Annotated in this window: 12 protein-coding genes and 1 pseudogene; 4 read left to right on the plus strand and 9 right to left on the minus strand. The window is 59.9% G+C overall.

Annotated features, from left to right (window positions below):
- Nucleotides 1-16 precede the first annotated feature (16 nt).
- On the minus strand, nt 17-1246 hold the full coding sequence (locus tag IPK17_RS10500; RefSeq protein ID WP_343417644.1) for a DNA double-strand break repair nuclease NurA: 1230 nt from the start codon (nt 1244-1246) through the stop codon (nt 17-19).
- Nucleotides 1247-1496: 250 nt separating this feature from the next.
- Here IPK17_RS10500 and IPK17_RS10505 point away from each other — a divergent pair, with 250 nt between their 5' ends.
- Nucleotides 1497-2204 carry an alpha/beta hydrolase family protein gene (locus tag IPK17_RS10505; RefSeq protein ID WP_343417645.1) on the plus strand — a complete coding sequence of 236 codons (708 nt, stop codon included), beginning with the start codon at nt 1497-1499 and terminating at the stop codon, nt 2202-2204.
- Nucleotides 2165-2911 carry an SDR family NAD(P)-dependent oxidoreductase gene (locus tag IPK17_RS10510; RefSeq protein WP_343417646.1) on the plus strand — a complete coding sequence of 249 codons (747 nt, stop codon included), beginning with the start codon at nt 2165-2167 and terminating at the stop codon, nt 2909-2911. The genes IPK17_RS10505 and IPK17_RS10510 overlap by 40 nt, the downstream gene beginning before the upstream one ends.
- Before the next feature lie 59 nt (nt 2912-2970).
- Here the strand turns inward: IPK17_RS10510 and IPK17_RS10515 are convergent, their stop codons facing one another.
- Nucleotides 2971-3297 carry a hypothetical protein gene (locus tag IPK17_RS10515; RefSeq protein ID WP_343417647.1) on the minus strand — a complete coding sequence of 109 codons (327 nt, stop codon included), beginning with the start codon at nt 3295-3297 and terminating at the stop codon, nt 2971-2973.
- A gap of 268 nt (nt 3298-3565) precedes the next feature.
- A pseudogene (locus IPK17_RS10520) lies at nt 3566-5887 on the minus strand (P-loop NTPase fold protein).
- Nucleotides 5888-5982: 95 nt separating this feature from the next.
- On the opposite strand from IPK17_RS10520, the gene IPK17_RS10525 reads away from it, so the two are divergent.
- Nucleotides 5983-6456 carry an adenylyltransferase/cytidyltransferase family protein gene (locus IPK17_RS10525; protein WP_343417648.1) on the plus strand — a complete coding sequence of 158 codons (474 nt, stop codon included), beginning with the start codon at nt 5983-5985 and terminating at the stop codon, nt 6454-6456.
- 1 nt (nt 6457) lies between these two features.
- On the opposite strand, the gene IPK17_RS10530 is transcribed toward IPK17_RS10525, so the two are convergent.
- From IPK17_RS10530 to IPK17_RS10550, 5 genes are all read right to left on the minus strand, one after another.
- Nucleotides 6458-7003 (minus strand): tetratricopeptide repeat protein, encoded by a 546-nt coding sequence (locus tag IPK17_RS10530; protein WP_343417649.1) that lies wholly within the window; start codon nt 7001-7003, stop codon nt 6458-6460.
- On the minus strand, nt 6991-8520 hold the full coding sequence (locus IPK17_RS10535; RefSeq protein WP_343417650.1) for a hypothetical protein: 1530 nt from the start codon (nt 8518-8520) through the stop codon (nt 6991-6993). The genes IPK17_RS10530 and IPK17_RS10535 overlap by 13 nt, the downstream gene beginning before the upstream one ends.
- On the minus strand, nt 8521-10038 hold the full coding sequence (locus IPK17_RS10540) for a hypothetical protein (RefSeq protein WP_343417651.1): 1518 nt from the start codon (nt 10036-10038) through the stop codon (nt 8521-8523).
- Between the two features lie 16 nt (nt 10039-10054).
- Nucleotides 10055-10432 (minus strand): hypothetical protein, encoded by a 378-nt coding sequence (locus IPK17_RS10545; RefSeq protein ID WP_343417652.1) that lies wholly within the window; start codon nt 10430-10432, stop codon nt 10055-10057.
- A gap of 114 nt (nt 10433-10546) precedes the next feature.
- On the minus strand, nt 10547-11329 hold the full coding sequence (locus IPK17_RS10550) for a hypothetical protein (RefSeq protein WP_343417653.1): 783 nt from the start codon (nt 11327-11329) through the stop codon (nt 10547-10549).
- A gap of 209 nt (nt 11330-11538) precedes the next feature.
- On the opposite strand from IPK17_RS10550, the gene IPK17_RS10555 reads away from it, so the two are divergent.
- Nucleotides 11539-13788, plus strand: a complete 2250-nt coding sequence (locus IPK17_RS10555; RefSeq protein WP_343417654.1) for an NADP-dependent malic enzyme — start codon at nt 11539-11541, stop codon at nt 13786-13788.
- 153 nt (nt 13789-13941) lie between these two features.
- On the opposite strand, the gene IPK17_RS10560 is transcribed toward IPK17_RS10555, so the two are convergent.
- Entirely contained in the window at nt 13942-15093 is a 1152-nt protein-coding gene (locus IPK17_RS10560; RefSeq protein WP_343417655.1) for an SRPBCC domain-containing protein, read from the minus strand.
- Nucleotides 15094-15190 lie beyond the last annotated feature (97 nt).

The following is a 15190-nucleotide window of genomic DNA, read 5'->3' on the forward strand; positions in this document are numbered from 1 at the left end:
ACCACAGTTTCCTTCTCTAGACTTTCAAGCGGTGCTGGCGCTTGTGACTACGCGCCAACCCCTTGGTTTGCAATTTATTCGATTCTTCCGGTTCGAGGTCCGCCCGGCGCATCGCCACGCGGATCAGCTCGTCAAGCTGGCTCTTTTCGACGCTGCTGACATACGCCAGTTCGTCGGCGCGCGTCAGCGCATACGGGTAATGCCGCCGCCCTTGAATCGCGCACTGCTCCATGATCAGCGCGTGGATGGCGGCGACCGCGCCTTTGTTCTGCGCGACCCACATCGGCACATCAATGCGCGCGATGCTCGACCGCGTGGCCGTGTGCGAGACGTTCAGGTAAAACGAGGCGATCTCATACTGCGCGCCGCGATCCTTGTACTCTCGGTTTTGCGGTGAATTCTGCACCATGAGCGCCGACCGTTCACCGGATTGCAGTACAAGGCTGTAGATCTGGTCGTCGGTCAGCCCTTCGATTTCGCCGTTGGTCTTGAGATTCGCGTCGTTGACCTGTTCCGGCGCGAGGTTTAACAGGTGGAGCAAGCTAACGAGGTACTTGCTGCGCGGCACGTCGAGGTAACCGATCAGCAGCGCGCCCGCGTCATGCAGCTTTTCCAACGCCTTCATATAATCGCGCTCGATTTCATGTGCGCCCGCGACTTCTGTCCCGCCGAAAAACTTGAGCAGGCCGCCATCATGCATGGCGACCAGCGGCACGCCTTCGCTGCGCAGTTCCCACGCCAGTTCGGCGAGGCGCTGGACTTCCATCAACGACCGGCGCGCATTGACCGTCTGGTTGGTGACGAGGCGACCATCCCGATCTAAGGTATCGTTTTCACTATAGTACAAATTCGGTTTAGTCGCTTGCAGCGGCACGCGCGTTTCGCCGTAGTAGTACACAAACGAGCTGACGTTGATCAGGTAGTACTGCGCGAAGCTGTGCGGATCCGGGTAGATCTGCGAGCCATCGCTGGCGGTGACAATCGCCAGTTCCGGCGCGGCGGGACGATCACCCACCCCGCAGATGATCTCGTCGTAGGGGCGGGGGAGCGGCGCGGCGCCGCGATAGCCGCTCACGCTCGATTCGCGCACCAGCTTGATGCGGTCATGTACGGCGTCGAGGTCGGTCGCAGCATAAAACCATTCGAGCGCGCGTTCCAGTTTCGTCCCGGCGTCGTTGGCACGGTGCGCTAAATAGCGCCCCATCGTCTGCACTTGCTCCACAACCTGATTAAATTCGAGGGACAATTTATCCCAACCTCAACGTTAATATTTCCCAACCTTCACTCAGAGTAGCACTAGCGTTCTACGCTGTCAAGCAGGCACGGGAGATCGACCGAATTTGGGTTTCAGAGTTTTGGGTATTTTGCCCTATCTTTCGTCTGTTTCTTCTTTAAAAGTTTGCGTTATAATGAATGGGCTGAATAATTCCTAAAAATTCCACTGTTGTAAAAGTTGTTGCTTGATGTTCGTTCGTGTTTAGGATGAGTGAAACACAATGGCATCAAACCCAATGTCCACTGCCGCGCTGCACGTAAGTGCTAGCAAAGAAGTTGTCTTTGCGGGTGATGAAGTGACGCTTGGGGGTCAAATCGATTACCCCATGGCGAAACGGCCGACCAGCGGTTATCCGCTTGTGTTCGTGCTGCATCACGCGTGCTGCAATACTCGCGAAGACTACGTCGACTATGCCCAGGTTGCGCTTGATCAAGGTTTCGCCGTCTTTCGGTGGGACAAACGGGGCACAGGTCGGAGCGGTGGCGGCGGGCGCGGTTCGACGACGCAGGACGCTGTGAATGCCTACGAAGTCGCGCTGGCGCAGCCTTCCGTGAATCCTCGCCAAGCCGTGATCCTCGCCGTTGGTGCAGGCAGTGCCCTCCTCGGCAGTTCCTTTGGCCTCTTTGCCCGGCATCAGCATCCTTTCGGCGCGATCCTCGTCGCCAACATGCTGGATCCCGATGAAGTCCTCGCCGTCGACGCGCGTACGCTCATTCTGATGGGCGAAGATGATTGGAACCCCGCCGCGATCTACGGTGAAGCCGCCGCCCACGCGCATAATGCCACTTACCGGCACGGGGCGACCTATCGGCGCATTCAAGGTGCAGACCGTTTGCTCATGTCCAATGGCATCGCGCTGCACGCCCATGCCCGAAAGGTGATCGGCAGTTGGCTCTACGACCTGCGGCTCCCTTCCAAGTCAGTTTAAGCGGACAAACCGCGCTCGTCACGGGCGCGGGTGAGGGTGTAGGACGGGCCGCGGCGCTCGCATTAGCGCGGGCGGGCGCAGCCGTTCTCGTCAATGACCTCAACCCCGATCGCGCGGATACGGTCGCGGAAGCGATCACCGCGGCAGGTGGCCGGGCGCTCGCGTGGCAAGCCGACGTCACCAACCGCTTTCAGGTCAGCGCGATGATCGAGCGAGCGCGCGACGAATTCGGGCGCATCGACCTGCTGATCAATGCGGCGGGCGTGTACAAGGCGGGCGTGCTCGACAAGCTCGACGAGTGGGAATGGGAACGCATCGTCAATGTCAACATGACGGGCGCGTTCTACCTGACGCAGCTCCTCAGCCGCGTCATGAGCGCCGAAGGCGGCGGCGTGATCGTCAATGTGGCGGCGGCGGCGGGGCATCCCAACACCATCCCGCTCGGCGCGGCTTACGTCGCCAGCAAATCCGGCTTGATCGGTTTCACCAAGCAGACCGCCCGCGAACTCGCGCCGCACGGCATCCGCGTCAATGCGGTGTGCCCGGCCAACCTCGACGACGCCGATGTCCCCCAAGCGGAAACGGCGTTGGGACGCCCGGGCACGGCGGACGAAGTCGCCAACGTGATCCTCTTCCTGTGCTCCGACGCCGCCAGCTTCCTCACCGGGCAAGCGATTAACGTGGACGGCGGCGCATCTACCCCCTAGACAATAAAAAAATCCCGGTCGCAGTGACCGGGATTTTGTTTTAGCGCTGAACGATGCGGTTAACGGGTTCGGGCGTACGTCGGTTCTTCGGTGTGCACACGTACGCGATAGCCCTGGCGCTGCACGCGGGTGCCTGGCAGCAAGGCAACTAACATTCTCGGTGAGGCCTCCAGGGAGCCGGTCTGGGCAAATTCTTCGGCGGCGGCTTGACTAGCCCACATCGTGATCAATTCGGCGTAGTCTTCATCGTCTTCCTGTTCGAGCAAGTAAGCGGCTACAAAACCGGGGCGCAGCTGTACATTGGGCAAATAATCTTGCTCGATCAGCCGCCGCATTTCAGGCATCATTCCCATAGGAACCCGAATAATGGTGGATTGGGCGTACACGGCAGCCATCCTTTCAAACTTATCTATAACGCCATTGAAACATGAATCCTCATTTATGACAAGCCCTTCTAGGCATTATGAACTAGAGAGGTTGCACAAATTGGGTCATGAGTACTAGTATAGGGTATCCTCATTACTCGGCAAATTACACAAGTTCGTTGAAAACGTTTTCTTTGTTAACTTGGCCGCCAATGCATGACAACAACCTAAAAACTAGTGACTTTTGTCAGGATGTTACAAACGCTCCCAATTCGATTTGTGCAAAGATTCACGACTCCAGCAGGCTGATTTGGCTGTTGGCGCTCAACGACTCGCCTTCTACCGCCGGGTTGAAATTGATGGTATAGCGGCGGATGATATCCAGCTCATCCCAGCTCACCCGCCCCTGCGGCAGGTTGAGCAGCGCTTCGAGCAGATCCGGGTCATCGTCGAGCAGCGCCTGCCGTTTGGGATCCAGCCCCGGCTTGACCTTGCCGTACAGCCACAACAGCGGATCATTGCTGCCGCACGCCTCGACCACCGCGGCGCGCCCCGCGGGCTTTTCGCACCAATCGTCGTAACAGCGCAGCATGACATAGCTGGTATACGACCACTGCGCCGACAGCACCAACCAGCGAATCGTCGCCGCCGGGTTGTCGAGGATGACGCTGGCGCTGCGATAATCGGCCAGCGTGCGCACGAGGCGGTACACGTTGACCAATCGCTTCAGGTGGCGCGGATTCGGGCGCAGCACATCGGCGATTTGCTGGAAGGCGCGCAGTTCGTCGTAGGCGAAGGCGGCTTCGGCGCGGGTGCGCACAGGTGGCGCGGCGACCGGTTCGGTGTCTGGCGCGGCGTTCGCTGCCATATCGACACGATCCGTCTGTTCGTCCAGCAGCCGTTTGAGCGCCGCCGTGCGGTCTTCCGGCGACTCGGTGACGGGCGCTTTGGGATCGCCCATTTGCTTGCTCAGGAAGTCTTGAATCTCCGTCCGGTTCGGCGTCGGGATGCGGAAGGGAATCTGAATGATCTTGTCGAGGTATTCGTAGCCGGACGCGCCCGCCCCTTCCAGCAGATTCGCGTAGTACTTGCTGATCGCCCCGGTGATGATGCGCGCGTCAATGCCGAGAATCACGATGAAATGGTTGAAGTTGAGCAGCAGGTTGATCGCCTGCAAGACTTCGACCGCTTTGGTCGGCTCGCAGCGATCCAGATCATCGATGATGATCAGGACGCGCTCCTGCGCCTGCCCGAGCCGCTTTTCGAGGAACTGCAAGTCTTCGCGGATATCCGCCATGTAGTCGATCTGGCGGCCATAGTCGCCTTCTTCGAACAGCGCCGTCAGCCACTGGCTGACCGGGCTGGTCAGCGCCTCGCGCAGGCTGTTGGCGATGGTCAGCAGACTCCCCACGCCGACAATCGGGATGAGCAGTTCGCTCAGCGATGCGATGTCGCTGCCTGTGAGCCAGTTGCGCCCGATGACCAGCGCCGCCGCCAGCAGGAACATCAGCAGCACCTGCCCGAAGAAGCGCCCGCGCGTTTGCCGCCAGTGCCGCCCGAAATTGTAACGCACACGGCGCGCCCGCCGTTCCAGCGAGCCAAGGCGCAGATCGCCTTCCAGTTTGTCGATGATCTTGCGCACCAGCCCCGCCCAGATCACCTCGGTCGCGTTGTACTCCCACGCGTTGAACTCGATCACGCGGACTTTGCGCACCACGCGCTCCGTTTTGCGCTCTTTCAACCGTTCCGCGCTCGGTTTCTCCAGTTCGCGCACAATGCTGTTGAGCAGAAATTACTTGCCGGAACCCCACGAGCCGTAAATGCCAATCGTGAGCGGCGGCGTGGTGTCCCGCGCTTCGATCAAGTCGGCGAAAGCGTAGACGTAGTTGTTGAACCCGAGCTGATCCTGATCGGAGACGCGGTCGTTGCCCGCCCCGCGCAGCGATCCTAAGAGCGGAAAGGTCGGCGCGGGTGGGTCTGGTGGCGGCGGCTTGCCACTGTCAGACGGATCAAGGTTGTTCGGCGGGGCGTTGCTTTGCACCGCCACCTGCACGACAGGCTGCTCGTCGTCTTCTTCGTCATCGTCGACCGGGTCGCCGCCTTTGCGCGGCGCGCGCTTGCTCTGCGGCGCGGCTTTTTTGCGCGCCTCCTGTGGCGGCGGCGCGTTGAGCACATTCCGAGCCGCATCAGGATCAATCCGCGGCTGAAGATTGCTGCGTTCGCGCTCCAGCAAATTGATCAGATCGTCCCACGGATAATGTTGTGCATCGCGGAAATTCAACCACTGTGTATCTGCCAGCGGATTGTCATCGGGCGCTACATCGGCCATCAGTACGGGAATAATGCGCAAGCCGACTTTTCGGGCGTTGTCGATATCCGCCCGCACATACTCGGACGCCGCGGCATTGGGCGACAGAACCACGACCACTGCATAGGCCGTTGCGACCGCTTCGGTAATCCGTTCGCGCCACTTATCGCCCGCCACCAACGCGCGTCGATCCAACCACGGATTGAGACCAGCCTGACTCAGTCGATCATAGAGATTCTCGACAAAGGGTAAATCCCGGGTGTTGTACGAGATATAGACATGCGATTCGGCGGGCGCGCTCATAGCTATCGGCCTTTGGTTGATCCCTGCTCATCTCTGATTATATGCAGATACGCTATACTCGCTGAGACATATCTACGGCACAGGGGGTGAACCGCGTGGGGGAACACATCACGCTGGATGAAGCGATCAGGCGGCGGATTGCGCTGCACGCGCAGCGTAAGAAGCTCGTCTTCACCAACGGGCATTTTGATCTGCTGCATGTGGGGCATCTGGATTATCTGGAAAAAGCGCGGGCGCTCGGCGATGCGCTGTTCGTCGGCGTGAACGGCGACCCCGGCACGGAGAAACTCAAAGGGACGGGGCGACCGATTGTCCCAGCGGAGGAACGCGCCCGCTTGCTCGCGGCGCTCGTCCCGGTCACCGCGGCGATCATCTTCGAGGAAGACACCGCCGACAGCATCCTCACCGCGTTACAGCCGGATATTTACGTCAAAGGGGGAGATTATCGCGGCAAGCCCCTGCCGGAGAAAGCTACTGTGCAAGCCTACGGCGGCAAGGTCATTCTCATCGACTACCTGCCGGAGCACAGCACATCGGGTTTGATCGCCAGGATCAAGGCGCTGCCGTAGCTTACGCCAGCATTTGCACAATCGTAATCGTCACGGCGATCACCACGCCGAGCACGCCCAACCCGAGGCCAATCCCCAACCCGCGCACGAGCGCGGTCAGCGGATGTTCCCGGCTCTCAGGGATGGGCGAGAGGGTCGAAGCCTTGCGCGGTGCGGTTTTAGTGGGCGCGGGCGCTGGCCCGGGCGCGGGCTTGCGCGCGCGTGCGGGCATTTCCGGCTGGCCGAGTTCGCGGCGCAGCAGCCGCCGCGCCTCGACATTCAGCGGGTTAATAGCGATGATGTTTTCGAGGCACACGACCCGGTCATCTTCACCCTCCAGCACGCGCAGCAGCGCCAGCCAGACGACTTCGTTGTACGGGTCGGCAGTCACCGCCTCGCGCCATGTTTCATGCGCGAGGCGGCGATCCCCACTAGCGAACGCTTGTTCGCCTTCCTGCAAGAGCTGTTTCACTCTTGCGCTGTGTAATTGATCAGCCCGTTCGGCGTCCATCAAACGCGCAAGCCCCCACCATTTGATCGAAAAGACGAGATCGACTAGGGCTGCCACCAATCGCCTGGATAATCTTCTTCTGGCGAGCTCGTAAGCTGCCAGAGTGTCTCGCCTAGGATGTCATAGATATAGATATCATACGCGCCACCGCGATCACTCGCGAATGCGAGGTAGCGCCCGTCTTCGCTCAGCACGGGGAAAATGTCGTCCGCCGCGTCGCTGATCAGCGTTTGCGGTGTGCCGCCCCCCTGCGCATTCTTGATGTAAATGTCGTTGCGGTTCGGGTTATTCGACGGGAACGCCGCATAGACGATCTGCGTGCCGTCCGGCGTGAAGCGCGGGTTGCGTTCCGTGTACGTCCCGAGGTCGTTCGTGACCGGGATCTTCCCGCCTGACGCGATGTCGATCAGCACGATATCCGTGCCCGTCGTCGCGCTGAAGTTGTCCGTACGCGCGACCACGACCCAGCGGTTATCCGGCGAAATCGACGGATAGGCGTAGATGAAATCATCGCTGGTCAACTGCAGCAGCGGATCGGTACCCGCGGGCGCGTTCATATCGAGCAGCCACACCTGTGCCGTCTGCCGATCCTGCGGACGCCCCACGAACACGATATAGCGCCCGTCGCGGCTGAACGTCGGTTGATCCGGGTCAAACACCGTATCAAACGCGCGCCAGCGTTCCTGCATCGCTTCCAGCTGCGTGCCGTTGGTGTTGATCGTCTCGATCACCGAACTGCTGAACTGCGGATCAAAGCGGCTGTAGACCACCCGCTGCCCGTTCACGAACATCGACACGTCGCGCCCGAGATTGTCGCCAATCCGCGTGTAGCTCGACGCCACCTCGAAATCGTAGTAGCCCACATCGAGGAAGTCGACGCTCAAAACGTCCCGTCCGCTCCACACCGCGAGACGCCCGGTCAAACCGACGGGCGGCGGCAGCGTCGCGACCGTCTGCGCGCTGCTATCCTCTGCCGGACGTGGCGTCCATGTGGGCGGCAGCGTGGGCAGCACTGACGTCGGCTCTACGGTGGGCACAGCGGTATATTCGGCGGTCTGCGTGGCGCCGACGGCGACGGCAGTCGCGGTCGCGTTCGCTGAGTTCTGCTCGGCCTGCTGGGTCGCAGCCACCGCGATGTTGGTTTGCGCGGCGGCAGCGTTGGTCGCATTGGCGCTTTCGGCGGCGATGCGGTTGTTGTTGCTGATGATCGCCACCAAAGCGACGATCAGGATCAACACGACGAGCGCGACACCGCCGCCGATGATCAGCGTGAGCTGGCTGCGCGTCACGCCGGGGATGACTTCTTCCTGATCGACGGTCTGGCGAGCGCGGGCATTCACCTGCGCCAGAATCTGCAGGGCGCGTTCGTTGTCCGGGTTGATGTGCAGCACATTTTCGAGGCACGTGCGGCGCTCGTCATCCGTCTCGACGACCGACGCCAGCCAGAACCAGCCCTTTTCGTTCTCCTCATCGAGATCCACCACCTGTTGGAACAGGTCACGAGCCGTGGCTTTATCGCCTTCGCGCGCGGCGGCAATCCCTTTGCGTAAGAGTTCGGAAATGCTTGCGCTCACTTAGTTCTCCCCCTTAAGCGCCATGAAGGTCAGCGTTTGCGGCACACGCGCCGAGGACGGCAGAATCTGCCAGACACTCGAACCGCGTAGATCAGTGGCATACCAACCGAACGCGTCATCCTGCCGGTTGGAGCTGAAGGCCACCCACAGTCCATCCGGCGACCAGACGGGCGTGCGGTCTTCCGCGCCGCTGTCGTCAATCGTCAGCAAGAACGGCCGCTGGCCATTCGCATCCATCACATAGAGATCGCCATCGCCGCCCTGATCATTGATATAGGCGATGCGCGTGCCATCCGGCGACCACGCCGGAGCGTAGCTGTTACCCGGGTGATTCGTCAGGCGGGTCAGTTCCGAACCATCGGCCTTGATAGTATAGATTTCGGTAAAGCCGGGCGTCTCAACATCCGAAGCGAACACGATCAGCCCGTCAAAGCGGAAGCGCGCCGCCGTATCAACCGCGTCGTTATTCGTGAGTTGGGCGATCGCGCTGCCGTCAGTATTCATGAGGAACAGGTCTTCATCCCCGTCGACATCCGCCGAAAACAGAATGCGCGACCCATCTGGCGACCATTGCGGCTGCTGCAAACGGGTGGCTCGGGTCCGGGTGAGCTGCGTGAAGTTTTCGACATTGCTCATCGGCGCGATGAAGATTTCTTCGGCGAAGATTTCCGGGCGGTCACCTTCTGGCTCGTAGTAGACCGGGCCGACAAAGATGACGCGGTCGCTCTGCGAGTCGTAGGCGGAGTCATCATAGGCCATTTCGTTCTGACCAATGCGCCGTGAGGTGGCGGTGTCGCCAATATACAGGCTGCCGCGCCCGAGCGCCGGATCATAATCGCTGTGCAGAAGCTCGTAAGCCTCCGCCGGAATCGCCGTCGGGGCGAGCGTCGCGGTGGGCAGCGGCGTATGGGTGAACGTGGGCGTGAAAGTCGCCGGCAGCAGCGCAACTTCATTGGGATTAAAGGTAACGACGATCCCCGGCAGTTCCGTCGGCAGCGCCGTGCCCGCCGTGGGCGTCACATTGCGCTGCGCGAGCACCGTGCTCTGCGCGTCAAACGTGCCGATCACATTCGCGACGTTGGTCGCCGTGGGGGTGAGGCGCACAGTCGAGCTGTTGAGCACCGCGAACGCGATCACCGCGATCACCGCGACGGCGACGAAGGCCGCCGCAATCAGATAGTAGTTGGGCGACCGACCAGAACGGCGCGAGGAGAAATCGTGCACGGTCGGCGCATCGCCGCGGGTCGCGCCACCCGCGGCGGGTGCCGTTTCGCCGAGCCGAGCGAGCGCTTCCCGAGCACGTGGATTGTTCGGGTTGATTTGCAGCACGCGACGCAGATACGCCCGGCGATCATCCAGTGTGTCGGAGACGGACGCCATCCACATCAGCGCAATTTCGTTGTTCTTGTCAGCGATCAACACCTGCTGGAGCAGCCGCCGCGCCGCGATCTTATCACCACGCCGGGCCGCTTCGACACCTTCTCTCAGCTTCGCCTGTAGATTCTGATTGGTTGCCAAAAGACACTCATCCTGTTCAGCCCGCGGTGTTGGCAATCACGAGGAAGATCACCAAGACCAAAACGATTAGAATGCCCGCGATCACGCCGAACAACAACAACGTCCGGTTGTCCTTAGCGCTTTTGCGGTACTTCATACGGTGCAGCGTTTGCTTTGCGGTTTCGTTATTGGGATTCACCGCTAAGACCCGGGTGAGCCACTGCTTGCGTTCGGCCTTGCTGTCCGCCAGTTTCGCCAGCCACATCATGGCGCGCTCATTCCGCTTGTCTTCTGACCAGACTCGATGAAACATTTCGCGCGCGGGCACTTTATTACCCGCCCGAGCCGCGCGGATAGCCAACTGCAGCAATTCTTCCCGGTTAGGCGCTTGCGTGGGGCTTTCTTGAAAGTCCATGACCCAACCCTTCCCTAAAGTAAGTAAACACCATAAGCGCACCTCGGTGGGTGCGCTTTTCCAGTCCCATGTATAGATTGTAACAGAAGATAACGGAACGTACCCTAGACGATGCTAAAAGGAATTTAATTCCTTACCGCGAACCGTCGGATAGGTACGATAAAAACTCTGGAAATTATTATTGCTCGTCCACAGCATGAAGGTATAGAGACGATGCAGCGATGACAGGCGCTTGAGCATTTCGGACAAAATCGCATCCGTGTTGAGCGCCGGGTTTTCCAGTTCGTACCACACGCCGACGCGCAGCCAGTCCTGCCCATCGGAGAACGTGCCCATCCATTCGTCGAGGACGTTGCCGCGCAGTACCTGCCGCGCCGTCAGATGCATGTCGCTCAGTTCGGTGCCTTCCCAGAAACCGAAGCGGAAGTCGCCGTCGATTTCCCCGAACAGGCCGCGCAGCGTATGGCGATGGCGATCCACCGACAGCTTGCCGAGCAGGTTGCGCTGATCCCACCACGCGAACGGGGAGAGGATGAGTTCAATGGCGAAATGGGTCGGCGTCAGGCGCAGTTCGATCACCGGATGACGATGAATGTCTGAGGTCGACGCCGTGCCCTGACCGTCACGCCCCATCAGGCGTTCGACCAACTGGCGCTGCTCTTTCGACCGTAGGTAGGGCAAGGCCAGCCCTTGAATCTCGCTGGAACATGCAGCCGACTGCGCTGTGATGACCGCGCTCTTATCCCAGTGAGGATGCAAATCCCAGTTTCGATCACGCATCCGCCGGTACATCAATCGGTGCAGCTCATGCAACTTATCAGCCACTTCTTGCACCGCTTGATTGGGCGGACTATTGAGTACGTTGTAATCTGCGCTGGTGAAGTATGAGCTGTCCATACAACCCCCATTAACCGTCAAAATGATTATTCTGATCATAAAGTAATCTTTTACATCCCGCTAGATATATATAGAGATTTCATGAAAGTTTCACAGGTTGCACAATGTAACCTTTCGATGTATGACAATACTCACGTCCTGGATAGCGCCTGATCTATCGAAGGAATACAATCAAAGAGCTCAGTTTTTATTCTGTAGGAGGACAGGTAATGTCCATCACCAAACAAGACGTTTTTGAGTATCATCGACGGGGACGTCCCGGCAAAATTGAGGTTGTTCCAACCAAACCATTGCAGACCCAACGTGATCTGTCGCTCGCATACTCTCCCGGCGTCGCCGAAGCAGTGCTCGAAATTGCTGACAATCCGATGGCGATTTATGAACTGACCGCCAAGCGCAATCTGGTTGCAGTGATCTCCAACGGCACGGCGATCCTCGGCCTCGGCAATCGCGGCGCGCTGGCCTCGAAGCCCGTTATGGAAGGCAAGGGCGTTCTGTTCAAGCGGTTTGCCGATGTCGACGTGTTCGACATCGAAATTAATGCCAAGACCGTGGAAGAAATGGTCACGGTCATCCGCGCGCTCGCCCCGACTTTCGGCGGCATTAACCTCGAAGACATCAAGGCGCCGGAATGCTTCGAAGTCGAACGGCGGCTGAAGGCCGAACTCGACATCCCCGTCTTCCACGATGATCAGCACGGCACGGCCATTATCTCCGGCGCGGCGATCATCAATGCGATCAAGATCACCGGCAAGCGCATGGAAGACATGAAGATCGTCGTCTCCGGCGCAGGTGCGAGCGCCATCGCCAGCGCTGAATTCTATGTCAGCCTCGGCGCGAGCCGCGCAAACATCATCATGGTGGACACCAAGGGTGTGATCTACAAGGGTCGCACCGACAACATGAATGAATATAAGGAACGCTTCGCCGTCGATACCGACGCGCGTACACTGGAAGATGCCTGCCGCGGTGCCGATGTGTTCCTCGGCCTCTCCGGCCCCGGCGTCATGACGCAGGCGATGGTCAAGTCGATGAACGAAGACCCGGTGATCTTCGGGCTGGCGAACCCCACCCCGGAAATCATGCCGGAACTGGCCTTCGAAGTCCGCAAGGACGTGATCATGGCGACGGGTCGCAGCGACTATCCGAACCAGGTCAACAACGTGCTCGGCTTCCCGTTCATCTTCCGCGGCGCGCTCGACGTGTACGCCCGCCAGATCAACGAAGAGATGAAGATGGCCGCCTCGCACGCGCTCGCCGAATTGACGATGGAAGACGTGCCGGACAGCGTACTGACCGCGTACAACCTGCCCTCGCTCAAGTTTGGCCGCGAATACATCATCCCCAAGCCGCTGGATCCGCGCGTGCTGCTGTGGGTCGCCCCGGCAATCGCCAAGGCCGCGATGGAAAGCGGTATGGCGCGGCGTGAAATCAACATCGACGAATACCGCGAAGAACTGATCAGCCGTCAGGGCATCGGCCAGCAGGTGCGCAACCGTATCATCAGCACGGCCAAGCGCGGCGCGCCCAAGCGCGTCATCTTTGCTGAAGGCGAAGAATCGAAGATCATCCGCGCCGCGGCGCAGGTGGCCGACGAAGGCGTCGCCACGCCGATCCTGCTCGGTCGCCGCGAGCAAATCGAAGCGACGATCAACGAACTCGGCCTGCACTTCCAGCCGGAAATCGTCGACGTATACGAACAGGACTTCCGCGAGCACTACGTCAACGACCTGGTCGCCCTGCGTCAGCGCAACGGTGTATCGCTGGCCAAGGCCAAAGCCCTGCTCCGCGACCGCAACTACGTCGCGCCGATGATGATCCATGCGGGTGTAGCCGATGCGTCGATCAGCGGCCTGACCTACGAATACCCGGACGTGATTCGTCCCGCGCTGCAAATCTTCCACACCCGCGAAGGCGTCAAGCGCGCGGCCGGCGTGTATCTGGTGATCGTCAAAGGCCGTGTGTACCTGTTCACAGACGCGACCGTCAACATCAACCCGGACGAAGAGACGCTGGCCGAAATCGCCATCCTCGCCGCCGACTTCGCCAAGACGCTCGATATTGATCCGCGCGTCGCGATGCTCTCGTTCTCGAACTTCGGCAGCACGCCGCACGCCCTCTCCGAACGCGTGCGCAAGGCCGTCGACATCGTGCGCCAGCGCCGCCCCGACCTCGCCATCGACGGCGAGATGCAGGCGGACACGGCCGTTGTCGCGGAAATCGTCGAACAGCGCTATCCGTTCAGCCAGGTCAAGGATGCGAACGTGCTGGTGTTCCCGAATCTGTCGTCGGCGAACGTGGCCTATAAGCTGCTGTCACGCCTCGGCGGTGCGGAGACCATCGGCCCGATCCTGCTCGGCGTCGGCGCGCCAATCCATGTACTGCAGGTCGGCGATGACGTCGAAGATATCGTCGCCATGACCGCCGTCGCCGTGATGGACGCGCAGTCCCGCGGGTAAAGCAAGCAAAGATTCAACGCAAAGGCGCGAAGACGCCGAGGCGCAAAGGAAAAGCAATTACGCGAGGGATGCCCGATGGGCATCCCTCCGTTTTTATATCATTCCTGCTCTTAGCGTCTTCATCCTAGCGTCTTAGCGTTGAGTTTTGATCATTTACGTGGTTGGCTGCTGCACGGCGGCAATCGCCTGTTTGATCTGCTCGAAGTGCTGGCGCGTGTGGAAATTGATGTTCGTCAGGTTCTGCCCGATATACATCATCAACGGCTTAGTCTGCGCCAACCATGCCGGAAGCGCCTCGACCTCGGCGATGATCGCCGCTTCCGAGCGCTTGTATTCCGCCACAATCTCAGCGTTCGTTGGGTAAATCGCCGTAGACATGATGAGATGCAGGTCGTTGTTGTCCATCCACAACACACTATCATCCCCGCCCACCATGTTGAACAACCACGCCTGATTATTCCGCGCCGTCCAGATCAGATGGGCGAGGTTCTCGTTGGCGCTCCATTCTTCGGGCTGCGGGCGGCGGCTGAGCACGTCTTCGGGGACGCCCGCCACCAGCGCATCGAGTTCGGCGCTGACTTCCGCAAGATTCTTGCGCATCACCGTGGCTAAGTCTGACGGAGTCGCGGGCAGTTCAAGCAGCGGGCGCTTGCTCAACAGCATATCCGCGCTGAGCTTCTGGCCGGCGCGGTAATATTCAACCGGGACGACAGCGCCGCCCTGATAGGGCGCGACCGCCCGCTGAATCGAGGGGAAATCCGTCACTGGCATTCCGCCAAGGCTGACCAGCACATCGGAGGCTTGCAGGACGCTCGCCGCGCCCATCCCTGGAATCACATCTGTGATGTACAGCCCTTTGACACCCGTCAGGCCGAGCTTCGCCGCGCGCCCTTCATCCAGTTCGCCGGGGTAGATGCCCAGCATGGGCCGCCGCATGATCCGGTAGTCAAAGCCCACTTCCAGTAAATACTTCAGGTTTTCCAACGCGTCCGCCCAATCGAGCGTGGTATCGCCGCCGCTGTAATTCAGGTCGACGGTGGTGCCGCCGTCCTGCTCACGCAGCGTCACGTCGAGCGCGCTTTCGGTCGCGGCCGTTGAAAAGCGCCACGTCTGCGTGATGTGCGTGTTTGGCGTCAGTGTTGTGAAGGTACCAGCCGCGTAAAAACCGTCATCCCAGCGGTAGAAGAACATACCCCCTTCGCGAAACCTGCCCTGCGCTTGCTGACATAACCACAATTGGAGGAGCGGCGGCATGGTGAAAGCCCGGTAAACCGAGTGCGCGGATGCCTGAATGTGTATCTGCATGACCCTTTCCTTTCAAATCAGTTTCAACATTTGAATTTTCTGAGACGAATAATCGATTGGGATGTTCGCGGCGCGTCTCATTTCCTCGGTATAATGT

It is taken from the genome of Candidatus Flexifilum breve (assembly GCF_016713355.1).